The organism is Rhizobium leguminosarum (assembly GCF_002953715.1).
Taxonomy (GTDB): Bacteria; Pseudomonadota; Alphaproteobacteria; order Rhizobiales; family Rhizobiaceae; genus Rhizobium; species Rhizobium leguminosarum_V.
Genome location: NZ_CP025016.1, coordinates 126,335 through 149,679 on the forward strand (window position 1 = coordinate 126,335; position 23,345 = coordinate 149,679).

Genomic DNA, 23,345 nt, shown 5'->3' on the forward strand with positions numbered 1-23,345 from the left:
GGGTCATCATATCGGCGTATGGGGGTACCACCCACATACCCCAGATTGGTGTCATACGTTCCCTTGGCAAAGGTGCCAGAATGAACGTCTTCTATAGCGGTCGAAGGGCCGGCCGATGCGGAAGGGGACGCCGCTAATGCGGAGAATTCATGTCAGTAATCGTGAGTACCTGAGTACATTTGGTGGAGCGTTGAGTATCTGTCGTGCATCCTCTGCCTGGAGCGCAGTCCTTGGATCCGCGACGGTCGTATCTTCAACGAGTACCGATGGTTCCCCAAGCTTTGCCAATCAGAGCAGCGCAACCGTCCAATCCTCCTTCACCGGCACGGTCACATCTTCCTTGATATCATCAGGCGACATGCAATCGTCCCCTGCATCGTCGACGGCAATGCCGGCGGCTGTGGGCGATGGCGGGGCGCAAGATAATTCCACGAAATCGGCGTCGGCTGCGACGGTCTTCCAGACGGCTTCCTCGCCATCGCAACGCACCGTGCTTGGCCCGGATCCTTCCGAGGAGGCTGCGACACTGCCTGCCGCTCCCACGCTTACGGGTGTTACCAGCGACGCCGATACCGGCAGCGCCAAGACGGTGGCGCCGGTCAGTTCTTCCAGCAGTCTCGACACGGCTTCGTTGCGCCTTCAGGCGTCGATAGCATCCATCTCGGTGGAGCCAAGCCAGGACGTTTCTGCCGAGACGACTGCGGCTCCGACGGCACTGGCGGCACCGCTGGCGGCGGCCGCGGCTGCGGCGACGCCCAACAAGATCGCGCTCGAAAACCTGAAGCAGGGCAACCCGATCAGCGAGTGGGGTCTGGAGGGCGACGGCGGGGGCACCATCCAGGGCTTCGCCAGCGAAATCAGCACGAATATCGGCCAGACGGTCGATTTCAAGATCGCCACCGATTCCACCCATTACCGCATCGATATCTACCGCATGGGCTATTATGGCGGGGACGGGGCGCGCAAGGTCGGCTCCATCGAACAATCGCTGACCACGGCGCAGATCCAGCCGCACCCGATCGTCGATATGTCGCTCGGCCTCATCGACTGCGGCAACTGGTCGGTCTCGGCGAGCTGGCAGATTCCGACGGACGCGGTCTCCGGCGTCTATTTCGCCAAGCTGGTGCGCGAGGACGGCGTCGAAGACGCGAGCATCATTCCTTTCGTCGTGCGCGACGACACCTCCACCAGCAATATCGTCTTCCAGACGTCCGACACGACATGGCAGGCCTATAATGCCTGGGGCGGCGCCAGCCTCTATTATGGCCAAGTGCCTGTCGATCCGGCAGACATGATCGGTTACCTACCGCCGAACTGCAGCTGCGGCCTGCAGGCCATCGGCCGGGCCTCGGCGGTCAGCTATAACAGGCCGATCATTACCAATACGAGCCCGATCGGCGGCTCGCACGACTACATCTTCGGCGTCGAATCCTCCGCCATTTCGTGGCTGGAACAAAACGGCTACGACGTTTCCTATATTTCCGGCGTCGATGCGGCGCGCAGCGGCGCACTGCTGCTCAACCACGATGCCTATCTCTCCGTCGGGCATGACGAATATTGGTCTGCCGAACAGCGCGCCAATGTCGAGGCGGCGCGTGATGCCGGCGTCAACCTCGCCTTCTGGAGCGGCAACGAGTGCTACTGGAAGGTCCGCTGGGAAAGCAGCATCGACGGCAGCGGCCAGGCCTACCGCACCATGGTCTGCTACAAGGAAACCTGGGGCACGAGCACGGATCCGAGTAATGTCGGCACCGGCACCTGGCGCGATCCGCGCTATGCCGACCCGGGGCAGGAGCCGGAGAATGCGCTGACCGGCACGATGTTCCAGGTGGACAGCTACCGTTCCGATACGATCACCATCCCCTACGACTATTCGAACCTGCGCTTCTGGCGCAATACCGACGTTTCGGAGCTGAATGAAGGCGAGACCTATAATCTGGTGCAGAACCTGCTCGGCTATGAGTGGGATTCCGACGTCGAGAACGGCTTCCGGCCGGCTGGACTGATCAACTTGTCGCTCTCCTCGGTCTCGGTGAGCACGTATCTGCGCGATTACGGCACCACGGTCGGCGATGCGGTGGCGACCCACAGCCTGACCATGTACCGGGCGGCAAGCGGCGCGCTGGTCTTCGGCGCCGGCACCGTCTTCTGGTCCTGGGGGCTGAGTGACAACCACCAGGGTCCGGCCACGTCAACCGATCGCAACGTACAGCAGGCGATGGTCAACATGTTCGCGGACATGGGCATTCAGCCGACCACGTTGGATGCGAGCCTGATCCTCGCCACCCAATCGACCGACACGCTGAAGCCGACCTCGTCGGTCAGCACGCCGATCGTCGGGGCAAGCTTCCTCGAAGGGCAGCATGTGACGATCACCGGCACGGCGCAGGATTTCGGCGGCGGCATCATTGCCGGCGTAGAAGTCTCGACCGATGGCGGCCAGCACTGGTTCAAGGCGTCAGGCCGCGAGAGCTGGAGCTATAACTGGGTCGTCCAGGCGAGCGGAAGCTACACGATCACGTCACGGGCCGTCGACGACAGCGTCAATATGGAGGCACCATCGGCCGGCAAGCAGGTCACCGTCACCCTGCCGGTCACACAGGGCCTGTGGACGCTGGCGGAAAAGCCGGCGACCGAAGTGGCGATCGATCGCGATTCCGTCGAGCTCGGCCTGCGCTTCCAGGCGACGACCGCGGGTTCCGTGCAGGGCATCCGCTTCTACAAGGGCTTCTACAATATCGGCGACCATGTCGTCAGCCTCTGGAACGCCAACGGAACGCTGTTGGCGACCGGCGTATCGGTGAATGAATCGCTCTCCGGCTGGCAGACGGTGATATTCTCCTCGCCGATCCAGATTGCCGCCGGCACAACCTATGTGGCCTCCTATCACAGCAGCGGCTACTACTCCGCCACCCAGAATTACTTCGGCAGCCCCTATGCCAGCGGCGCGCTGAAGGCCGTCGATGGCGGCGGCGTCTATGCCTATGGCGACAATGCCGGCACATTCCCCGGCCAGAGCCCCGGCACCGGTACCAACTACTGGGTCGACGTGGTCTTCGATGCCGGGCCCAACAGCGCGCCGGTTGCGACCGACGACACGGGACTAACCATCACCCGCAACGACAGCGTCGTCATCTCGATCGCCTCGCTCATCGGAAACGATACGGATCCCAATGGCGATGCGATGACGATTTCGGCCGTCGGCAATGCCGTCAACGGCACGGTGACGCTCAACAAGCAGAACGGCACCGTCACCTTCACGCCGACCAACAATTATTCGGGGCCGGCAAGCTTCACCTATACGCTGTCGGATGGGCGCGGCGGCACGGATCAGGGCAATGTCAGCCTCACCGTAAACCAGGGCCCTGCCGGGGAAACGCTGTTCACCTCAAGCGAAGGGCCGACGGGTGCAAGCTTCAACGAAGGCCAGTCGCTGGAACTCGGCATGCGGTTCTCCGCTTCGTCCAGCGGCATGGTGACCGGCATCCGCTTCTACAAGGCGTCCGGCGATACCGGCTCGCATACCGGCTCGCTGTGGACGGCCGACGGCACGCTGGTTGCAACCGTCACTTTCGCCGGCAGCGGATCGGTGAGCGGCTGGCAGACCGCGACATTCTCGAACCCGGTGCATATTCTGGCCGGCGCGACCTATGTCGCCTCCTACCACACGACCGGCAGCTATGTGGCGACGGCAAACTATTTCACGACCGCCCATAGTAACGGCTCGCTGACGGCGCTTGCCGGCAGCAACGGCGTCTTTGCCGATGGCTCCGGTTTCCCGACCTCCAGCTACCAGTCGTCGAACTACTGGGTGGATGTCGTCTACAATCAGACAAGCAATGCAGTGCCGGTCGCCGCCAATGACAATGGCTACACCACCTATTCCAACACGGCGCTGTCGATTGCCGCAGCCAGCCTGCTTGCAAACGACACCGATGCCGATGGCGACCCGCTCAGCATCATCGGCGTCAATGGTGCGGTCAACGGAACGGTGACCTTCAACAGCCAGACCAAGTCCGTCATTTTCACCCCGACGGCGGGTTATACGGGTGCGGCAAGCTTCTCCTATTCGATCGCGGATGGATATGGCGGCACAGCGTCGGCCACCGTCAGCCTCGCGGTCAATTCACAGCCCGGGGGTGAGGCGCCCTCGAGCCTGTTCACCGGCACCGACACGTCGGGGGTTGCCGCCGCCAATGACGCCAGCTCGGTCGAACTCGGCGTCAAGTTCATCGCTTCCGCCGGCGGCCAGATCACCGGGCTCACCTATTACAAGAGCGCCCAGGATACCGGCACGCATGTCGGCTCGCTCTGGACGGCAAGCGGCCAGCTCCTTGGCCAGGCAACCTTCATCAACGAGACGGCGAGCGGCTGGCAGACAGTTTCCTTCACGCAGCCGATCACTGTCACGGCCGGCGCCACCTATGTGGCGAGCTACCATTCCAACGGCTTCTATTCGGCAACGGCGAACTACTTCACGACGGACCATACGAGCGGCGCGCTGACGGCGCCGGCAAGTTCGGTCAGCGGCGGCAACGGCGTCTATGCCTATGGTACGGGCAGCCTGTTCCCTACCGCCTCCTACAATGCCAGCAACTATTGGGTCGACGTGCTCTATCAGCAGGGCGCGCAGAATGCGGTTCCGGTCGCCGCCAACGACAGCGGTTTCTCGACCAATACCGGCACGCCAATCACCATCCAGGCCTCGGCGCTGCTTTCAAACGACAGCGACGCCAATGGCGATCCGCTCACGATTACCGGCGTCAGCGGCGCGGTCAACGGCTCGGTCGCCTGGAATGCCCAGGCCCAAACGGTGACCTTCACGCCGACGGCAGGTTATGCGGGGCCGGCGAGCTTCAGCTACGCGATATCGGACGGCAAGGGCGGCACGGCGACGGCGCAGGTTGCGCTTACCGTCAACAACCCGGCCGCAGGACCGGAGCAGAACCTCTTTGCGGCAAACGCGACGCCCTCTGTCGTCTCCGTCAACGACAACCAGCCGGTCAATCTCGGCATGAAATTCCAGGCCGATGCCGCCGGCTGGATCACCGCCATCCGCTTTTACAAGGGTACGGACAATACCGGCCCGCACAGCGGCTATCTGTGGACGGCTTCGGGCACCCTGCTCGGCAGCGTCGCCTTCAACAACGAGGCGGCCAGCGGCTGGCAGACCGCGCAGCTCACCCAGCAGATCGCGATCCAGGCGGATACGACCTATGTCGTGTCCTACTCGACCAACGGCCATTATTCGGCGACCGGCAATTACTTCGGCAGCGACGTGACGAACGGGGACCTGAAGGCGCCTGGCGGGAATAACGGCGTTTATGCCTATGGCTCGGGCGGGCTGTTCCCGACGAGCAGTTACAACAGCACGAACTACTATGTGGACGTGGCATTCAAACCGCAGCTCGCGGCGTAACGCCCACGAGGATGCAATGCCAAGCAAGCTGTAAAGAGTGAGAGTATCGATGATGCGTGCAGACAACAGATTGCCGGTTACGGTTCTCGCCGGGTTTCTCGGCGCCGGGAAGACGACGGTCCTCAATCATGTCCTGAGTAATCGGGAGGGTCGTCGGGTTGCTGTCATCGTCAACGATATGAGCGAGGTCAACATCGATGCGGATCTCCTGCGCGAAGGGGGTGCAGACCTCCTGCGCACGGACGAGACGCTTGTGGAACTCACCAACGGGTGCATCTGCTGCACGCTGCGCGAAGATCTCCTGAACGAGGTGCGCCGGCTCGCCGCTGCCGGCCGTTTCGACTATCTGCTGATCGAGGGCACCGGCATTGCCGAGCCGCTGCCGGTCGCAGCCACCTTCTCATTCCGCGACGAAAGCGGGGCAGCCCTTTGCGACGTGGCAAGGCTCGACACGATGGTCTGCGTCGTCGATGCGGTCAATCTGCTTGCCGATTACCGGAGCGCCGAGTTTCTTGCCGATCGCGGCGAAAGGCGTAACGGGGACGATGAGCGCAAGCTCGTCGACCTGCTGGTCGAGCAGATCGAATTTGCCGATGTCGTCATTGTCAACAAGGCAGGCGATGTGCCCTGCGCCGACCTAGCCGAGGTTCGCCGGGTCATTGCGGCGCTCAATCCGGATGCCCAGGTCATCGAGGCGGTCTTCGGCCAGGTGCCGCTTTCCGCGATCATGGATACCGGCCTCTTCAGCGAGGCCAAGGCCGCCCGCCATCCGCTCTGGCACAAGGAGCTTTATGGCTGGGGCGATCATGTGCCGGAGACCGAGGAATACGGCATCACAAGCTTCGTCTATCGCAGCCGCCGGCCCTTCGATCCCGCGCGGCTGAGCCGCATACTCGGGCAGCCATTGGCCGGCGTCATCAGAGCGAAAGGGCATTTCTGGCTGGCGACCCGGCCTGATGAGATCGGCCTGCTGTCGATTGCCGGCACGCAATACCGCATCGACACCCGGGGGTTCTGGTGGGCCTCGGTGCCGAAGGCGCAATGGCCGCGTTATCCGCAGTTCCGCCAGCTCATCGACCGGCATTGGGACGAGGTCTGGGGCGACCGCCGCCAGGAACTCGTTTTCATCGGCGCCGGCTTCGACGAAGACGCAATCCGCACCGCTCTCGACGACTGTCTGACCGGTGAGGAGACGGGCTTCGATCCACAGACCGCCGCCGGGCTTCGGGACCCGTTTCCCGCCTGGCAGCACGTACATTCAAATAGTTAGAGCGTCCTAATGGACGTAAGGCGCCCTAAGATGAAGACGTTTTGATTATCAACCAGAGGAGAGAACAATGAGCAACGAACTTTATGCAGATGGCATCGGCGAAATCACCATCACGGGAACGATCGTGCGCATCGACCTGATGTCGCTCTCGGCCACCGATCGTGACGCCAACAACAATCCGAAGCCGGTTTTCCGCCAGCGCATCATCATGCCGGTCGATGCCTTCGCCAATGCGGTCGATCTCATGCAGAAGGCGCTTGGCGGGTTGGTCGAGGCGGGGGCGGTCCGTCGCATCGGCGATATGTCAACTGCGGCGGCTGCCGATATCCAGTCGGTGCAGGCCGGCGCTTCGAATGCCTCGCCGAACTTCAACTGAGAAGACGGGTCTGGAGCGCTGTGCGTCCATTGGGACGCACAGAGGACGCTCTGATTGTTTGAAACTAAGCCCGATCTCGTTTTGTTTCCGGGGGGCTCCTATTGTTTCGGGTGGGCCATGAGTGGTTTTCTGCATACCAACCTGCACTGTCTTGCACTGGTCGCGCGTCATCACGGCGTCGATCTTGCTCCTGAACGATTGCAGCACGATTATGCCGTCGGCAACGATCCTGTTGCCTTGCGGCAGCTGCTGCGCATGGCCAAGGATGCCGGCCTCAGGGCAAAGCATCTGACGCTCGACTGGCGATCCCTGTTCCAACTTGGCGAGGCATTCCCGGCGCTCGCTGAGCTGACGAACGGCAACTGGGTGGTCATCGCCGGCGCTGTCGGGAGCGGGGAGGATGAGAGAATCCGCGTTCTCGACCCGCTGGCATCACGCGCCGAAGTGATGATGCTCAGCGAAGAGCAGTTCGCCAAGGCCTGGCTCGGATCGGTGATCCTGGTGAAGCGCAACTATCGCATGTCCGATGAGGACCGGCCCTTCGGCTTCCGCTGGTTCGTCCCCGAGATCATCAAGCAGCGCAGCTTCTTCCGCGATGTCGCGCTCGCCGCCTTCGTGCTCTACGGGCTGGGGCTGACGACGCCGATCTTCTTTCAGCTCGTCATCGACAAGGTGCTGGTGCATCAGAGCTATGCGACGCTGACGGTTCTCACGGCGGGCATTGCGATCGCGCTCGTCTTCGACGCGACCTTTACTTTCCTGCGCCGCTATTTGCTGCTCTATGCGACGAACAGGATCGACATCCGCGTCGCGACCCGCACCTTCGGCCATCTGCTCAACCTGCCGATCGCGCTCTTCGAACAGGCCTCGGCCGGCGTTCTCGTCAAGCATATGCAGCAGACGGGGCGTATCCGCGAATTCCTGACCGGCCGGCTGTTCCTCACACTCTTGGATGGCGTTTCGCTCCTGGTCTTCGTGCCGATTCTGCTTCTCTACAGCGTCAAGCTGACGCTTGTCGTGCTCGGTTTCGCAGCCCTCGTCGGGCTCGTGGTGATGATGCTCGTCGGGCCGTTCCAGCGCCGGTTGCAGGCGCTCTACCAGGCCGAAGGCGACCGGCAGGCATTGCTGGTGGAAACCGTGCACGGCATGCGGACCGTCAAATCGCTGGCGCTGGAGCCGCGCCAGCGCAAGGTGTGGGACGATTATTCGGCCCAGTCGATCTCCGTGCGTTTCCGGGTCGACAAGATCTCGACCATCGCCCAGGCGATGACCGGACTGCTGGAGAAGCTGATGAGCGTCGCGATCATCGGCCTCGGCGCGCTCGATGTCTTCAGCGGCGCGATGACGATCGGCGCGCTGGTCGCCTTCAACATGCTCGCCGGCCGGGTCTCGGGACCACTGGTGCAGATCGTCACCATGGTGCACGAATATCAGGAAGTCGCGCTCTCCGTGCGCATGCTCGGCGAGATCATGAACCAGCGGCCGGAGCAGGCGGGCCGCGGGCGAGGTGTTCGGCCGCATCTGCAAGGCCGCATCGAATTCGACAGGGTCAGCTTCCGCTACGGCCCGGATAGCGCGCCGGCGCTCGACAATGTCTCCTTCGCCATTCCGGCGGGCTGCCTCTTCGGCGTGGTCGGCAAGAGCGGCTCGGGCAAGACGACGATCACAAGGCTCATCCAGGGGCTCTATCAGAGCCAGGAAGGCCTCGTGCGCATGGATGGCTATGACAGCCGCGAGATCGACCTCGTGCATCTGAGAACGAGCATCGGCGTCGTGCTGCAGGATAGTTTCCTGTTTCGCGGCTCGGTGCGCGAGAATATTGCCGCCGCCAAGCCCGATGCCAGCATCGAGGAGATCATGGAAGTCGCCCGCATCGCCGGCGCCGAGGAGTTCATCGAGCGCCTGCCGCGCGGCTTTGACACGATGCTGGAGGAAAACGCCTCCAACCTGTCAGGCGGCCAGAAGCAGCGGCTTGCCATTGCCCGCGCGCTTATCACCGATCCGAAGCTGTTGATCTTCGACGAGGCGACGAGCGCGCTCGACCCCGACAGTGAGGCGATCATCCGCGAGAATCTGAGCCGTATCGCCGCCGGCCGCACCGTCATCATCGTCTCGCACCGGCTTTCGACGCTCGTCGATGCCGATGCCATTCTCGTCATCGACCGTGGCAAGGTCGCCGATATCGGCCGGCACGATCAGCTTGTATCGCGCTGCATGACCTATCGCCACCTGTGGTCCCAGCAGATGAGGCAGGTCGCATGAACGCGCACACCAGAAAACCCAGCGAGAACCTGCCGGTCCCTTCAGGCAATGGCCGCCCTTCAGACAAGGCGCCCTCGGGCAAGGGAAGGGAACTGACCGCCCGCCCGCCGCTGCCGCCGGCAATTGCGGAATTCCAATCCGATGCCGTCGAGCTCGAGGAACGTGCGCCGCCCAGAGTTGCGCGCATGACGCTCTATTGCGTAACCGCGCTGATTGCTTCGGCGATCATCTGGGCCTCGGTCTCGTCGATCGACGAGGTGGTGATCGCGCCTGGCAAGCTCGTCACCACCCAGCCGACCATCGTCGTCCAGCCGCTCGAAACCTCGATCATCCGCACGATCGAGGTGAAGGCCGGCGAAGTGGTGCATGCGGGCCAGACGCTCGCGACCCTCGACGCCACTTTCAGCCAGGCCGATGTCGACCAGCAGCAGGCGAAGTTCTCCGCGCTCGACGCCCAGGTGAGGCGCATCGAGGCCGAGCTTGCCGGCGACGATTACACGGCGGGAGATACGCCCGACCAGATGCTGCAAGCGCAGCTCTTCGGCCAGCGACGGGCCTTCTACATGGCGCAGCTGCAGAATTTCGAGCAGCAGATAGCCGGCCAGTCGGCCGCTCTTGCGGCGAGCAAGAACCAGGAGGCTGTGCTCAACGACAGGCGCGATGGGCTCTCGCAGATCGAGGCGGCGCGGGAGCGGCTCTATAATAAGCAGAGCGGCTCGCTGATCACGCTGCTCGGCTCGCGCGACGCCCGCCTCGACGTCGAGTCCGATCTGACGGCCGTTCGCGGCCGGGCCGACGAGGCCGCACACGCCTATGCCAAGCTGACGGCCGACCGGCAGGCCTTCATCGAGGATTTCCGGCGGGCGGCGATGGAGCAACTGGTGGAGCTGCGCGGCCAGCGTGACATGGCGGACGAGGAACTGAAGAAGATGGCACTGCGCCGCAACATGGTCGTGCTGACGGCGCCGGCCGATTCCGTCGTGCTCGACCTGGCGCAGCGCTCGGTCGGTTCGGTGGTGCGGGAGGCCGAGCCGGTGGTCACACTCGTGCCCATTAACGTGCCGCTGGAGGCGGAAGTCTCGATCAACACGCGCGATATCGGCCGGGTGGCCGTCGGCAAGGAAGCCCGTATCAAGCTCGATGCCTATCCGTTCCAGAAATACGGAACCGCAACAGGCGAGGTGAGGACCATCAGCCAGGACACCTTCCTCACGGGCCAGCAGGAGGCCGCCACCAACCAGCCGGCCGCCCCTTTCTTCAAGGCGCGGATCCTGCTTGCCGATACCCGGCTGAATGCCACAGATGTGCCGGTGCGGCTGCTTCCCGGCATGACTGTGACCACGGAAATCAAGGTCGGCAACCGTACGGTGATCTCCTATTTCCTGTATCCGCTGCTGCGTGGCCTCGACAACGCAATACGCGAACCGTAGGACGTGACGGATCGGTTCGCCCCGAACGAGATTCGAGTGAGATTCAAGGTAGATATTTCGCGTCCCATAGCTGCGGCCTGTTCCACCCGCATGTTCGTGAAGTCGGATTTGCCCGGCTTTCGGCGTTAACTTCGATCGATTGGGAATGAGTGTCGCAATGATTCACGACGTCTGCATTATAGGCGGCGGCATAGTTGGTCTTGCCACCGCCATGGCCGTTCTGGAAAAGCGTCCCGGTGCGAGTGTAGTTCTCCTTGAAAAGGAGCCTGGCTTGGCCGTCCATCAGACAGGGCACAACAGCGGCGTCATCCACGCGGGAATCTACTATGCGCCGGGCAGCTTGAAAGCGCGCCTTTGTCGGGAGGGGGCCGATGCCATCAAGGCGTTCTGCAGGGAGAAGGGTGTACCCTATGAACAATGCGGAAAACTGGTGGTTGCCACCAACGAGCTCGAACACCGCCGCCTGAAGGACCTGGCCGAACGGGCAAAGATCAACAACATCGATATCGAATGGCTCGATCGGAATACGCTGAAACAACGGGAGCCCGTGGTCGAAGGTGTCGCGGCAATTTTCGTTCGGGCGACGGGTATCGTCGACTACAAGGCTGTGTGCGTCGCCATGGGCGCTCATCTGGCCGCGCAGGGCGTGGAAATCGAATTGAATACGCAGGTTTCCGCGATCCGCGAAACCTCGGATCTCGTGGAGATTTCAGCGGGTGAGCGCCAATGGCGGGCCAGACAGCTGATCGCCTGTGCCGGTCTGCAGTCCGACCGCATCGCCAAACTTGCGGGCCTCAAGATCAATCATCAGATCATACCGTTCAGGGGCGAATATTTCCGTCTGCCGCCGTCGCGGAATGGACTGGTCAGGCACCTGATCTATCCGGTGCCCGATCCGTCGCTTCCATTCCTTGGCATTCATGTCACCAAGATGATCGACGGCAGCCTTACCGTCGGACCCAATGCGGTTCTGGGAATGGCGCGCGAGGGGTATCCGAAATTCAGCATAAACATCCGGGATCTCAGCGAGTGTCTCTCGTTTCCGGGCCTATGGCGGCTTCTCTGGAAAAACGCAGGCGCCTCCGTGCACGAATTCCGGGACTCGCTGTGGCGGAAAAACTATCTGGAAGCGTGCCGCAAATACTGCCCATCGCTGACACTCGAAGACCTTCAGCCGATGGAAGCGGGCATCCGGGCTCAGGCGGTGATGCGGGACGGGCGCCTGGAGCATGATTTCCTGTTCCTAAAGACGGGTCGCATGCTGCACGTCTGCAATGCGCCGTCGCCAGCAGCCACATCGTCGATCCCGATCGGCCGGGATATCGCCGACAGGTGCTTTTCCGCCGGCTGAAGAACCTTGACGGAAGCCGGATGACGTTCGAGACAAGATTTCTCGAAGTCGGAATGAACGGTGCCGGTCGCCCCGGGCTGTGGAGTCAGCAGGAGGTCGAACTCATGCCAGGGCAGGACAGGCTGGCATAGCTTCGATGCGACCGGTTCCCGGTGGCAGCCTTTTTCGTTTCTTCATTGCCGCGGCCGGAAGACGGGCTGACGCCTGAGATCGATCGAGGCATCAACACGACAGCAGCACCGAAGTACCAAATCCATGCCTGTGCCGATCAACGACATCTTCGACGGTCTCGACCGAGCCGCTGAGCACCATGCCGCGAGTACGCTGGTCCGGTCCGATGGAGGCGATCCGCCAAGCCATATGTCCTCGCCAGAAGGTTGTCAGTCCTGCTCGGTTGCCTGAGGGGCAGGGCCCTGCCTGTTGCCCGTTCCAATAGGCCGAGGCCTACACGGACCGCAACTATTCGTGCTTCCTTCGGCCGACGACGTTCCTTACAATCTTGCCTGTCCTCCCCGCCCTGGAAATGAGGTTTTCATGAGCACGCTTACCCGCTTCTCCGTTCAGCCGCTCTCGACCATGACCCGCCGTCTTGCCGATGTCGCCTCCGCTCGTCGCGAACCCGACCTGGTCATCCAGGGCGCGCGCGTCTTGTCCACCTATTCGGAGCGCTTTCTCGACGGACGCGAAGTCTGGATTTCGGGGGGCCGCATTGCGGCCGTGAAGCCGGCCGGCAGCTACAGGAGCGGGAGCGCTAAACTCTACGACGCAAAGGGCGGCATCATCGCCCCCGGTCTGGTCGATCCGCATATCCATATCGAATCCTCGATGGTGACGGCCTGCGCCTATGCCGAAGCGGCGCTCCTCAACGGCACGACGACGATCTTCTGCGACAGCCACGAGATCGGCAACGTCATGGACGTCGCCGGCGTCGAGGCCATGCTCGAGGATGCACGGCAGGCGCCGCTGTCGATCTTCCTGACCGTGCCGAGCACCGTGCCGGCGACGACGCCGGATCTGGAAACAGCCGGCGGCGACCTGACGCCGGACAAGATCGCCGCCCTGTTCGACAAGTGGCCGGAAGCCGTGGCTCTCGGTGAGAAGATGGATTTCGTCCCCGTTGCGATGGGTGACGAGCGCAGCCATGCGATCCTGGCTGCAGCCCTCGAGCGCGGCAGGCCGGTGTCGGGCCATGTCTACGGACGAGAGTTCGTTGCCGCCTATGCGGCATCCGGCGTCACCGACACGCATGAAGCCATCGACCGCGACATCGCGGACGACCTGCTGGAAGCCGGCGTGTGGATCTTCCTGCGCGGCGGCCCGCCGACGACACCCTGGCATTCGCTGCCGCAGGCGATCAAGACGATCACCGAGCTCGGCGCTTCCCACAAGCGCGTCGCCGTCTGCACCGACGATCGTGATGCGGAAGATCTGCTCGCTTTCGGCCTGGACTGGGTAACTCGCGAAGCGGTGAAATACGGCATGAGGCCGGAAGAGGCCTGGGCGATGGGTTCGCTGCACGGCGCGACGCGGTTCGGCATGGAAGGCGAAATCGGCGGTCTGGGAGGCGGGCGCCGCGCCGACCTGGTGCTTCTCAGCGACGACCTTACGCCGGTCAGCACCTGGTATGGTGGCGAGCTCGTCGTCGACGGCAAGAAGATCACGCCGATCCTCGACGAGGCCCTGTCGAAACCGTACCGCTATCCGGATGCCGCCTACCACACGGTCAAGCTGCCAAAAAATCTCAGGCTGACACCGGAACTACCGACGGAGACGGTCGTCGCTCATACGATCAAGACGGAGCTGCCTGGCATTACCCTCGGCCATGTCACCGTCACGCTGGAACCGGCCAATGACTGGCAGGCGCATTTCGACAAGCACGACCTCTGCTTCGTGACGGTGGTGGAGCGTCACGGCAAGTCTGCCGGCAATGTCGCCCACGGACTGCTCAACGGCTTCGGGCTCAGACACGGCGCGGTCGCATCCTCGGTCGGCCACGACAGCCACAACATCATCGTCGCCGGCACCAATGCAGCGGACATGCAGGTGGCGCTCGACGCGATCGAAGAAAAGCAGGGTGGCGTCTGTGTCGTGATGGACGGCAAGGTGACGGCCATGGTGCCGCTGCCGATCGCCGGGCTTTTGTCCGACAAGCGCGTGCACCACGTCGCGGACGAGGTAAAGGCCTTGAAGCTCGAATGGGAAAAGGCAGGCTGCACCATCGCCTATATGGGCTTCAACCTCATCCCGCTGTCGGTCATCCCGGAAATCCGGATAACCGATAAGGGTCTGGTGCTGGTGCCGGAAATGGTGATCTCGCCGCTCTTCGAAAAGGCCTGAACGCTGGCAATCCGATGGTGAAAGAGGTGCCGATCCTTCGCTGCGACGGGGCAAGAAAACCTAACTCGTCGCGAGCGAACCGCCATTAGTGACGTTACGTATCGAGTGCACGTTGTTTGGCAGTCGAGATCAACTCCTTGAAGTGCGCAGCAATCCTGCCTTCGCGGCTAGCGTCCTCCGCTTCCCAACCGAACTTCCACGCGTCGTGGCGCGCAAGCCAATCCCCGAGGGCACTGGTATCACCAGTCGGCATCCTATCGGCGGCGAGGTATGGGTTTTCGTGAGCCTTCAGGCCGAGCACGCGCGCCCTTGAGCCTGCTTCCTGTAAATCGATCAGCTCTTCAATCGTCATGCGCGATCCCCCACGATGTCGACGACGGTAGCATCGCAGGCCGCGCATGCAAGAGAATGCTAATTAATGGGTTAATTTGGGACAGTTTCGAGTGGAAAGCGACTCTGGTCGGCGACATGTATACCCGGCTCGTCCATCACCGCGCCCGTATCGCTACCACATCCCAACTCGGCGAGGCTTTGGCCTACATCGCCTCGGCTTCACTTCAGTGACGCGGACACGAACCCCGTCGATCCGATGGCTTTCATCTCTGCGGCTTAAAAAAGAGACCATTTCGCGCAAAAAAGAAACAGCCCATGCGTCTGTCGCATAGCTGAGGTGAGAGATTGTCGCTGTTTTAAACCGATTGAACCGCCTATATTCCAATCATCGAAACGACGCCGGAGCCAAGCAAGGTTGCTGACGTCAGACAGCCCTCAGGAAAGGGGATTATCATGAACGTAGCACGCTCTTTCAACAACTGGCGCAAGTTCCGTCAGACCGTCACCGAACTCGGCCGCATGTCCAGCCGTGAACTGCAGGACCTCGGCATCGACCGCGCTGATATTCGCAGCGTTGCCCGCGCATCGATCGCGCGCTAACCGCACAGCACTTGGTATTTAATACTGCTTGACGCCCGCTCCTGACGCGGGCGTTTTTGCGTCGAACGCCATGACTGCGGTCGGTTGCGTCCTCGTTCGTATGGAAAGCTTTCCGGCTTGTATTTCTTGCATAGCTGCAGTGCAGCATAAGACATTGGCACCATCTATGGTCGGTGTATGATGAGACCCATCGAAGCAATGCACCTCCTCCCGCAAAGCTTCGACTTTCAGACGGCCCACTCCTCCTCCCAAGGGACGTCTGTCGGAACAGCGGCACTCCTCCTCCCAGTCGCTGTTCAGTTTTCAGAAAGCCTGCCGCACCTCCTCCCGCGGCAGGCTTTTTCGTATGTCGAACCTTCCCTGCCGCAGATCGAGTGTGACTGTTCCCACGTCGCGTCACTCCACTCAACTGTACCCGTCTTCCCGTGGAACTGGCTGGCGGTTCCTGGAGGCGCCTGTCGCAGACCCTCGGACTCTGTCGTCCTAAAAGGAGGTCTGTTTGCCAGGGGGCCGGGTCCCGCTTTAGCGCGATATCCACACAACAGCTGACCCACCGAATGTCTCGGTTTCGCGAGTAGTCCGGCTTCCCAGAAACGGCGTTAGTGAACAGGCTGTCGGCTATAACATCATCCATGAAGGAGGTGCCGGCAGGCAAAGCCGATCGCTATGAACCTTCGCCCGCCTCAATGGCTTCAATGAACTCATCGAATGTTTGTCCAAGCACGCGGACCTCATCTGACCATGCGCCGGCAAAGACAAACGGAATCGAGATATAATTTTCGCCGATTATTCCATAAGCGGTCGGGCCACCATTCGAACCAATCAAGAACTGGCCGGTCTGAAATTCGAAGAGTTCATAACCGTCCGCCTTGGCGAGTTCCGCGACGCTCCAGAGAACCAGATATCCTTGACCGACTTCGTCATTGAAACCATTCGAGATACGCAAGAACGTCTTGTACTCTTCGCGCAAGATGATCGAGAGCGAAGCCTCGCATGCCTCGATCTCCGAAAGACTGGCGCCGGGCAATTGATATCCATGCTGCAGCTTTCCGAGCATATGTTGGCCCCCGGTTCGAGACGCACTTGGGCATTGATGAGCGCAAAATAGGACATCCCACTCCGCATGCAACCGCTCCTACAGGGGCGATCAATCCGCCGGTGATCATAGGTGTCTGGTTCAATCCGCGCCAAGGCGGCCCTTACGAGTGTTTAACGGCCCTAAAATCCGTCGGGCTGGAACCGATCAGTTGCCGGAACTGGGTCGAAAAATGGAACGCCGAGTGAAAACCCAGGAGGCCGGCGATCTCCTTGATCGATTTGTCAGTGTTCACCAAAAAGTCGACGGCCCGCTGGATGCGCACCCTCATCTGATATTGCTTGGCCGACATGCCAGTCTGCTCGCGAAAAAGACGCCGGAAATAGGGATAGCTGACGCCAAGTTCGTCGGCGAGCTGTTCGACAGACAGAGGCTGGCCGCAGCGCTCCATCAGAATCATCCGTGCACGATCGACGAGCCTGTCGGCGGCATTGGTGTTGAGATCGGCGGGGCGGCATATAAGGGCCAGCAGTTGAAGGCCGAGGGTCGACAGCAGCGGCTGATTGCGCAGACAATCGTCCTGCGCCAGCGCGTGAATCGACGCGAAAACACCAGAAATCTCGGAGCTGCTGGCATGGGCCGGCTGCTCGGGGCGCAACAGGCCTGCATCGCGCGCAAAATCGAAGGCGCTTCCCCGGCATTCGATCCAATGTTCGACCCATCCGGTCCGGCGGTCCGGAGCAAAACGGTGCCAGACGCCGGGAAAGAGCAGGAAAATAGAGCCTTCGGCGATGGTAACCTGCCGACGTTCTGGTCCGAACTCCAGCCGGCCGCTGCCCGCGCTGATCTGCACGATCTGATAGGCGCTCAGGATACGGCCGCGCGACCAGCTGAAATGGTGGTCGTCAGGATGACGGCTCGGCGGGTAGTCGGAATTCGATCCGATCTCTGTATACCCGGTGGAGATGGCCGTGCAGCCCCACGCGGCGCAGAGGCGGTTGTCGGGCATGTAGACGAAGTAGCTCTGCATGACGGCGGCCCAGATTGAGGATCATATTTTGCATGCAAAAGATCATTTTTGCGGAAATTGCCGGCGTGTCAACGACAATGCTTAGTGCTAACGTCAGAAGGCAAGGTCAGTTTTAGAATGGCCCCGCAAATATTTGCTGAGATCATCAGCGGGCCGCCGCTGCCAGGGAGGGCAGTGGCCGGGAGGAGAGAGATATGAAAAATCAAGCCAGACTGCTGGTGGTTGCCGCATGCCTTGCGGCTTCTGCTTCCTATGCCGAGGATTTTCACGGGTTCGATCCGGTGAAGTTCGATGGCAACATGTTATCGGCCGAAAATCTGAAGGCGATGGCGGCGGATGCGGCCAAGGCAATGCCGCCGAGGAACGGAAAGAGCTACACTATTGGTTTCGCCAATCTGCAGCGCGATATCGCTTTCGGCGTGCTCGTCGAAAAGGGGATTCAGCAGAATGCCGATGCTGCGGGCGTCGAACTCGTGATTGCGGATAATCGCCTCGACGGGCCGACCGCCCTGGCAAATGCCAAGTCCTTCGCAGAGCGCAAGGTTGACTACGTCATCGAATTCCAGACGGACGCCAATTTCGGGCAGACTGTGATGGATGTCTTCAAACAGGACGGCACGAAGGTGACTGCGATCGACATCCCGATGCCAGGCGCGAGCTTCTTCGGCGTCAATAACCCCAAATCTGGCTTCATGGGTGGGTCCTATCTGGCAACGGCGGCCGCAAAGAAATTCGGCGCCGATGTCGTGAAGACCGGTTATTTGGTCATCGGCGCTCTACCGCAGTCGGGCGTCATCCCACGCATGCGCACGGACGGTCAGCGGGCCGGCTTTATGGCGCTGACCAAGGATTTCCCGGCCGACCATATCATCGAGATCGATACCAAGAACACGCTGCAGGAATCTTTCGCGCAGATGAACAATATCATTGGTCGCATTCCGCCAGGCGCCCCCATCCTCATCATTGCCATCAACGATCAGGCGACGATGGGAATGTTGCAGGCCGTGCGGGCTGCCGGTCGCGTCGATCAGGCGATTGCGGTTGGTAATGGGGCAGATGAGGCCGAGGCGCTCGCCACCGATCCGAACCTGGTTGCCGCCACCGGTTCCTTCCCCGGCAGCTACGGCAATTATTTGATTCCGATCGCACTCTCCGCTCTTGCTGGAAAACCTGTCCCGGAGGCGACCTTCGTGACGCACCAAATGGTCACCAAGGCCAATATCTGCAAGTTCTACAAGGAATTTCCCTGTGCCGGCGAGGCGGATGGATACGTGTTTCCGGAAGCGGAATTCGCGACCTACCTCGCAGACTTGAAGAAGCAGGATTGGCTGAAGGGCTATGAGGCCATTCTCCCTCAGCAATGAGCGAGATAGCGTCAGGGGAGCGTGACATGACCGTCCATAGCACCGAAGGGAGCCGCAATCCGCGGCTCCAGATCGCCAATGTCAGCAAAGCATTTGCCGGCGTGACGGTATTGAAGAACGTGTCGCTTTCGGCCGATGCGGGCGAGATCGTGGCGCTTCTCGGCGCCAATGGTGCGGGCAAGTCGACGCTCATGAAAATCCTTTCCGGTGTCTACACGCTGGACAGTGGACAGATTAGAATTGACGACACGGCCAGGAATATCGCCACCCCTCAGGATGCAGTTGCTTCCGGCATCCGGCTTATGCCGCAGGAGCTTTCCGTTCATCCGGACCTTTCGGTCGCCGAAAACATCGCGCTTGGCTCCATGCCGAAGCGACGCTTTTTGGGTATTCCGATGATCGATCGGGTGGCCGTCGACGCACAGGCGCGTGCGCTACTCAAGCGATTGCGGCTCGATCATATCGAACCCGGCCGTCGCATGGGCTCGCTGCCATTGTCCGAACAGCGCATTGTCGAAATCGCCCGCGCGCTGGCCGGCAAGGCGCAGATCCTGATCATGGATGAGCCGACGGCGTCGCTGAGCGAGGCGGATGCCGACAATCTGTTCGACGTCATCGGGGCCCTGAAAGACCAAGGCGTCACCATCATCTATATTTCGCATTATCTTGACGAGGTCTTCCGGCTCAGCAACCGTATCGTTGTCTTGCGTGACGGCGAGGTCCGAGGTGAGTTCGAAACCCGCGACACCAGTCGCGACGAAGTTCTGACGGCGATGCTCGGCAGCGAACTCGGCGACCTCTACCCCGTCAAATCGAAAATGCTTCAGGACGCAAAGATCGTCCTGTCCGTCGACGGACTGTCTCTTCCCGGATGGCTCGACCGCGTGTCATTTACCGTACGACGCGGTGAGGTGTTCGGCGTCTTCAGCCTGATCGGCTCCGGCGCCGAGAAAATAGGCCGGGCCATCTATGGCGCCGAGCCTGCCGCCCGTGCCAAAGCCATCCAATTGAACGATATCGACATCGGTCTCTCTGGCCCGCGAAAGAGAGTGCGTAGCGGCATCGGGTTCGTGGCCGCGGAGCGAAAGCGCCAGGGACTGATTGGCAATTTGTCGGTGCGAACCAACACGACACTGCCCTACCTCGGACTATTCACGCGATCCGGCGTTGTCGACCGGAAGCGGGAAGACGACAGCACCCGTGAATGGATCAAAACCCTGCGGATCAAGACCGCCGGTCCGGATCAGGAGATCCGCCTTCTGTCCGGCGGCAATCAGCAGAAGATCTGCCTTGCCCGCTGGCTGCTCGGAAACCCGAATTTTCTTATCCTCGAAGAGCCGACGCGCGGTGTCGATCTTGGTGCCCGGCGCGAGATCTACATGGAAATCCGCCGCCTGGCGGAGGCGGGGCTGGCGATCCTGATCGTCTCCTCAGATGCGGAAGAGGTGGCGGGGCTCGCAGATCGCAGCCTCGTGCTTGAGGATGGCAAAGTCGTCGCCGAGCTTGGGCAGGACGCGACCGCGACGGACCTGATGCGGGCAGCCGAGCTGCGGGCGGCCCTCCGCGATTCGAATGAACTGGAGAAAACATGATCAAGTCGCCTTCCATTCCCGCAGCGTCAGAAGCGTCGATGAGGTCGGCAAATTCGCTCAGCGACCTTCTCGGCCGCCCGGCTGCCGGCATCGTTCTCTTGCTGGTGTTCTACATCCTGCTGCTGATCGCCTTTTCGGTTCTCTCCCCCTATTTCCTGACGCTGAGCAACCTGTCCAACATCGGCACCAACATGGCCTTCATCGGGCTGATGGCAGCCGCAGGCACCCCGCTGATCATCGGCGGTGGGCTCGATCTGTCCGTTGCCGCCGTCGCCGGTCTCGCTGGCGTCATCGTGGCGCTGATGCATGCGAACGGAATTAACATCTGGGCGGGCTGCGTCACCGCTCTCATCATCGGCTGCGCGGTCGGCGTCCTGAACGGCTTCATCGTCACCCGGCTGAAGCTCAATCCGCTCATCGCCACACTCGGCACAATGAGCATCTTTTCCGGTCTCTCCATGGTGCTGACCGGCGGACTTTCGAAGCCGCTCTTCGTTCCGGCTTTCAACTGGCTCGGGTCAGGGCGCCTCTTCGGCATCCCGTTTCCTATCATCCTGATGCTGTTAGTCTTCGTCGCACTTTGGCTGATCTTGTCAAAGACACCGTTCGGACGCTTCGTCTATGCGACCGGCGGCAATCTGGAAGCAAGCAGCCTGCTCGGTGTGCCCGTCGAGCGGACCCAGATGGTGCTCTATGTCGTCTCCGGCCTTTCGGGGGCGGCGGCTGGCATCATCCTTGCAGCAATGCTCGGCGCCGCAGCACCGAATGCCGCAGGGCAGCACCTGCTCACCATCATTGCTGCCATCATCCTCGGTGGTACCAGCCTGTTTGGCGGCCGCGGCAGCGTCTGGGGCACGCTGATTGCCGTTTTGATCCTTGGCACACTGAACAACGGCCTGACGCTGATGAACGTGTCCTCCTTCTGGCAGGACGTGACCCGAGGCGTCGTCCTTTTAATGGCGGTCGGCCTCGATCAGCTGCGCGTGCGCCTGCAGAGCTGACGCCATTCTCATTCCATCGGAGAAACAGAAATGTCTGAACGCCCCTTAAAGGCCGGCCTTTTCGGTATCGGTCTGGAGGCCTATTGGTCGCAATTCAAAGGTCTGGAAGCGCGGTTGCGCGGCTATGTCGATACCGTCGAGGCAAAGCTTGCGCGCCCGGGCGTCGAGGTCGTCAACCTCGGGCTGATCGACACGCCCGAAAAGGCGATCGAGGCCGGTCACCAGTTTCGCCAGGCCGATGTCGATATCATCTTTCTCTACATCACCACCTATGCGTTGTCTTCGACGGTTCTTCCAGTGGTCCGTCGCGCCAAGGTTCCGGTGATCATCCTCAATCTGCAGCCGACCGCAGCCATCGACTATGCCACTTTCAACGCCCTCGGCGATCGGACAGCGATGACCGGCGACTGGCTGGCGCATTGCTCTGCCTGCCCCGTCCCCGAAATCGCCAATGTCTTCCGTCGGGCGGGCATAAGCTTTCACCAGGTGACCGGCGTTCTCACCGGCGATCCGATGGTCGAGAACGAGATCAACGACTGGATCGAGGCCGCCCGCGTCGCGCATGTGATGGCGCATAACCGGCTCGGCGTCATGGGCCGCTACTACAACGGCATGCTCGATATCTATTCAGATCTCACCGCGCAGGCAGCGGCCTTCGGTACCCATATCGAGGTGCTGGAAATCGACGAACTGGCGCAGTTGCGGCGTGATGTGAGCGAGGAAGACGTCTCCACCTGCTTGGCGACGATCGTAGCCGAATTCGATGTCCAGCCGGATTGCGACCCCAAGGAACTGGCACGTGCGGCAAAGACAGCCGTCGCGCTTCGCAAGCTGGTCGACAAGAAATCGCTCGGCTCGCTTGCTTATTACTACGAGTCCCAGCCCGGCCACGAATATGAGGATATCATCACCTCGGTAATCGTAGGCTGTTCGATATTGACGGCCAGTGGCGTGCCGGTCGCCGGCGAATACGAGATCAAGAACGCCCAGGCGATGAAGATCATGGACAGCTTCGGTGTGGGCGGTTCATTCACCGAGTATTATGCCATGGATTTCGCCGCTGACGTCGTACTGATGGGGCATGACGGGCCGGGGCATACCAAAATTGCCCAGGGGCGTACCAAGATCCGGCCCCTTAAAGTTTTTCACGGCAAGGTCGGCTCCGGCGTCAGCGTTGAGATGTCGGTTCAGCATGGGCCGGTGACGCTCCTTTCGATCCTCGAGGACGCTGGCAACATCAAGCTGCTCTGCGCCGAAGGCGCCTCCGTCGCCGGCCCGATCCTCGAAATCGGTAACACCAACAGCCGTTATCAATTTCCACTCGGAGCCCGGCGCTTTGTTGAAGCGTGGAACTCGCAAGGGCCAGCCCACCATTGCGCAGTTGGCGTCGGACATGTTGCCGGGCGCATCGAGAAGCTTGGAAAACTGCTGGATCTGGACGTCGTAAAGGTCTGCTAACAAGATGAGACGTTACACGGCCTTTCGCAACATGAAACGGTTGCTCAATATGGCGCGCTGGCTGCAATGATCGATAGGTGTTCGTCTCCGGGGCGTTTCATCGTCCGGTGCGTGGTCGTCAGCTCCTTCCGGCTGTTTCCCTCGATGATAAGATGCGTTTCGAGCGATAATGGCAAAGCATCCGACAGTTAGCGGTCGTTCAGTGCCGCGTTCCGGGCAGAAAGCTGTCCTGACCGTTTGCCTGGGAGAGCGATGCGCCGCTTCTATCCAGGTCCTGCAGCAGGGCGCCCAGCGCAAGGTCCAGGCAATAGGCGGAGAATTCAGCGTTCAACTCCCTGGCGTTCTCTCGGGCATAGGCAACGAGCCTGGCGAGCGATGCCAACTCCTTGAGCTCTTCCTCACTCTTCCGCGTGACTGTTGCTTCGGCTGTTTCGTGCATCTGAGTGTTCCCCCGGCCTCCCTTGCCGGCGCACGCCGACAAAGCGG

Annotated in this window: 16 protein-coding genes; 12 read left to right on the top strand and 4 right to left on the bottom strand. The window is 61.3% G+C overall.

Going from position 1 to position 23,345, the window contains the following annotated elements; genetic code table 11:
- The first annotated feature begins 115 nt into the window (after window positions 1–115).
- From CUJ84_RS35455 to CUJ84_RS35490, 7 genes are all read left to right on the top strand, one after another.
- On the top strand, window positions 116–5,419 hold the full coding sequence (locus CUJ84_RS35455) for a DUF4082 domain-containing protein (RefSeq protein ID WP_105010110.1): 5,304 nt from the start codon (window positions 116–118) through the stop codon (window positions 5,417–5,419).
- Between the two features lie 49 nt (window positions 5,420–5,468).
- Complete coding sequence (locus CUJ84_RS35460; RefSeq protein WP_105010111.1) at window positions 5,469–6,689, top strand: GTP-binding protein; 1,221 nt, start codon at window positions 5,469–5,471, stop codon at window positions 6,687–6,689.
- A 67-nt stretch (window positions 6,690–6,756) separates the two neighbouring features.
- Complete coding sequence (locus CUJ84_RS35465; protein ID WP_018067994.1) at window positions 6,757–7,065, top strand: hypothetical protein; 309 nt, start codon at window positions 6,757–6,759, stop codon at window positions 7,063–7,065.
- Window positions 7,066–7,182: 117 nt separating this feature from the next.
- Entirely contained in the window at window positions 7,183–9,327 is a 2,145-nt protein-coding gene (locus CUJ84_RS35470) for a peptidase domain-containing ABC transporter (protein ID WP_105010291.1), read from the top strand.
- On the top strand, window positions 9,324–10,757 hold the full coding sequence (locus CUJ84_RS35475) for an HlyD family type I secretion periplasmic adaptor subunit (protein WP_105010112.1): 1,434 nt from the start codon (window positions 9,324–9,326) through the stop codon (window positions 10,755–10,757). The genes CUJ84_RS35470 and CUJ84_RS35475 overlap by 4 nt, the downstream gene beginning before the upstream one ends.
- A 145-nt stretch (window positions 10,758–10,902) precedes the next feature.
- Window positions 10,903–12,108 carry an L-2-hydroxyglutarate oxidase gene (lhgO, locus tag CUJ84_RS35480; protein WP_105010113.1) on the top strand — a complete coding sequence of 402 codons (1,206 nt, stop codon included), beginning with the start codon at window positions 10,903–10,905 and terminating at the stop codon, window positions 12,106–12,108.
- A gap of 534 nt (window positions 12,109–12,642) precedes the next feature.
- Complete coding sequence (locus CUJ84_RS35490) at window positions 12,643–14,445, top strand: adenine deaminase (RefSeq protein WP_105010114.1); 1,803 nt, start codon at window positions 12,643–12,645, stop codon at window positions 14,443–14,445.
- Window positions 14,446–14,539: 94 nt separating this feature from the next.
- On the opposite strand, the gene CUJ84_RS35495 is transcribed toward CUJ84_RS35490, so the two are convergent.
- Window positions 14,540–14,797: a CrpP-related protein gene (locus CUJ84_RS35495; protein WP_018446177.1), complete on the bottom strand. Its 258-nt coding sequence runs from the start codon at window positions 14,795–14,797 to the stop codon at window positions 14,540–14,542.
- 434 nt (window positions 14,798–15,231) lie between these two features.
- Between CUJ84_RS35495 and CUJ84_RS35500 the strand changes: the two genes are divergently transcribed.
- Window positions 15,232–15,378: a DUF1127 domain-containing protein gene (locus tag CUJ84_RS35500; protein ID WP_003552150.1), complete on the top strand. Its 147-nt coding sequence runs from the start codon at window positions 15,232–15,234 to the stop codon at window positions 15,376–15,378.
- A gap of 664 nt (window positions 15,379–16,042) precedes the next feature.
- Here the strand turns inward: CUJ84_RS35500 and CUJ84_RS35510 are convergent.
- Window positions 16,043–16,435 (bottom strand): SMI1/KNR4 family protein, encoded by a 393-nt coding sequence (locus CUJ84_RS35510; protein WP_105010116.1) that lies wholly within the window; start codon window positions 16,433–16,435, stop codon window positions 16,043–16,045.
- A gap of 142 nt (window positions 16,436–16,577) precedes the next feature.
- Complete coding sequence (locus CUJ84_RS35515) at window positions 16,578–17,444, bottom strand: helix-turn-helix transcriptional regulator (protein WP_105010117.1); 867 nt, start codon at window positions 17,442–17,444, stop codon at window positions 16,578–16,580.
- Between the two features lie 194 nt (window positions 17,445–17,638).
- Here CUJ84_RS35515 and CUJ84_RS35520 point away from each other — a divergent pair, with 194 nt between their 5' ends.
- Genes CUJ84_RS35520 through CUJ84_RS35535 form a run of 4 tightly spaced genes read left to right on the top strand, consistent with a single transcriptional unit; the run spans window position 17,639 to window position 22,859 of the window.
- Window positions 17,639–18,808: a sugar ABC transporter substrate-binding protein gene (locus CUJ84_RS35520; RefSeq protein WP_105010118.1), complete on the top strand. Its 1,170-nt coding sequence runs from the start codon at window positions 17,639–17,641 to the stop codon at window positions 18,806–18,808.
- A gap of 26 nt (window positions 18,809–18,834) precedes the next feature.
- The gene (locus CUJ84_RS35525) at window positions 18,835–20,400 is read left to right on the top strand and encodes a sugar ABC transporter ATP-binding protein (protein WP_105010119.1); all 1,566 of its coding nucleotides are present in this window, start codon (window positions 18,835–18,837) and stop codon (window positions 20,398–20,400) included.
- Window positions 20,397–21,401, top strand: coding sequence for an ABC transporter permease (locus CUJ84_RS35530; protein WP_105010120.1), 1,005 nt, complete (start codon window positions 20,397–20,399; stop codon window positions 21,399–21,401). Before CUJ84_RS35525 ends, CUJ84_RS35530 begins: the two co-directional genes overlap by 4 nt.
- Window positions 21,402–21,431: 30 nt before the next feature.
- Entirely contained in the window at window positions 21,432–22,859 is a 1,428-nt protein-coding gene (locus CUJ84_RS35535) for an arabinose isomerase (protein ID WP_105010121.1), read from the top strand.
- A 199-nt stretch (window positions 22,860–23,058) separates the two neighbouring features.
- Here CUJ84_RS35535 and CUJ84_RS35540 read toward each other — a convergent pair whose 3' ends face one another.
- On the bottom strand, window positions 23,059–23,298 hold the full coding sequence (locus CUJ84_RS35540; protein ID WP_105010122.1) for a hypothetical protein: 240 nt from the start codon (window positions 23,296–23,298) through the stop codon (window positions 23,059–23,061).
- Window positions 23,299–23,345 lie beyond the last annotated feature (47 nt).

What these genes read in the sequence shown, in the direction of transcription:
- CUJ84_RS35475 (WP_105010112.1), top strand. Translation starts at nt 9,324, where the DNA reads ATGAACGCGCACACCAGAAAACCCAGCGAGAACCTGCCGGTCCCTTCA.
- lhgO (WP_105010113.1), top strand. Translation starts at nt 10,903, where the DNA reads ATGAGTGTCGCAATGATTCACGACGTCTGCATTATAGGCGGCGGCATA.
- CUJ84_RS35515 (WP_105010117.1), bottom strand. Translation starts at nt 17,444, where the DNA reads ATGCAGAGCTACTTCGTCTACATGCCCGACAACCGCCTCTGCGCCGCG.
- CUJ84_RS35510 (WP_105010116.1), bottom strand. Translation starts at nt 16,435, where the DNA reads ATGCTCGGAAAGCTGCAGCATGGATATCAATTGCCCGGCGCCAGTCTT.
- CUJ84_RS35530 (WP_105010120.1), top strand. Translation starts at nt 20,397, where the DNA reads ATGATCAAGTCGCCTTCCATTCCCGCAGCGTCAGAAGCGTCGATGAGG.
- CUJ84_RS35495 (WP_018446177.1), bottom strand. Translation starts at nt 14,797, where the DNA reads ATGACGATTGAAGAGCTGATCGATTTACAGGAAGCAGGCTCAAGGGCG.
- CUJ84_RS35525 (WP_105010119.1), top strand. Translation starts at nt 18,835, where the DNA reads ATGACCGTCCATAGCACCGAAGGGAGCCGCAATCCGCGGCTCCAGATC.
- CUJ84_RS35490 (WP_105010114.1), top strand. Translation starts at nt 12,643, where the DNA reads ATGAGCACGCTTACCCGCTTCTCCGTTCAGCCGCTCTCGACCATGACC.
- CUJ84_RS35465 (WP_018067994.1), top strand. Translation starts at nt 6,757, where the DNA reads ATGAGCAACGAACTTTATGCAGATGGCATCGGCGAAATCACCATCACG.
- CUJ84_RS35455 (WP_105010110.1), top strand. Translation starts at nt 116, where the DNA reads ATGCGGAAGGGGACGCCGCTAATGCGGAGAATTCATGTCAGTAATCGT.
- CUJ84_RS35470 (WP_105010291.1), top strand. Translation starts at nt 7,183, where the DNA reads ATGAGTGGTTTTCTGCATACCAACCTGCACTGTCTTGCACTGGTCGCG.
- CUJ84_RS35520 (WP_105010118.1), top strand. Translation starts at nt 17,639, where the DNA reads ATGAAAAATCAAGCCAGACTGCTGGTGGTTGCCGCATGCCTTGCGGCT.
- CUJ84_RS35535 (WP_105010121.1), top strand. Translation starts at nt 21,432, where the DNA reads ATGTCTGAACGCCCCTTAAAGGCCGGCCTTTTCGGTATCGGTCTGGAG.
- CUJ84_RS35460 (WP_105010111.1), top strand. Translation starts at nt 5,469, where the DNA reads ATGATGCGTGCAGACAACAGATTGCCGGTTACGGTTCTCGCCGGGTTT.
- CUJ84_RS35540 (WP_105010122.1), bottom strand. Translation starts at nt 23,298, where the DNA reads ATGCACGAAACAGCCGAAGCAACAGTCACGCGGAAGAGTGAGGAAGAG.
- CUJ84_RS35500 (WP_003552150.1), top strand. Translation starts at nt 15,232, where the DNA reads ATGAACGTAGCACGCTCTTTCAACAACTGGCGCAAGTTCCGTCAGACC.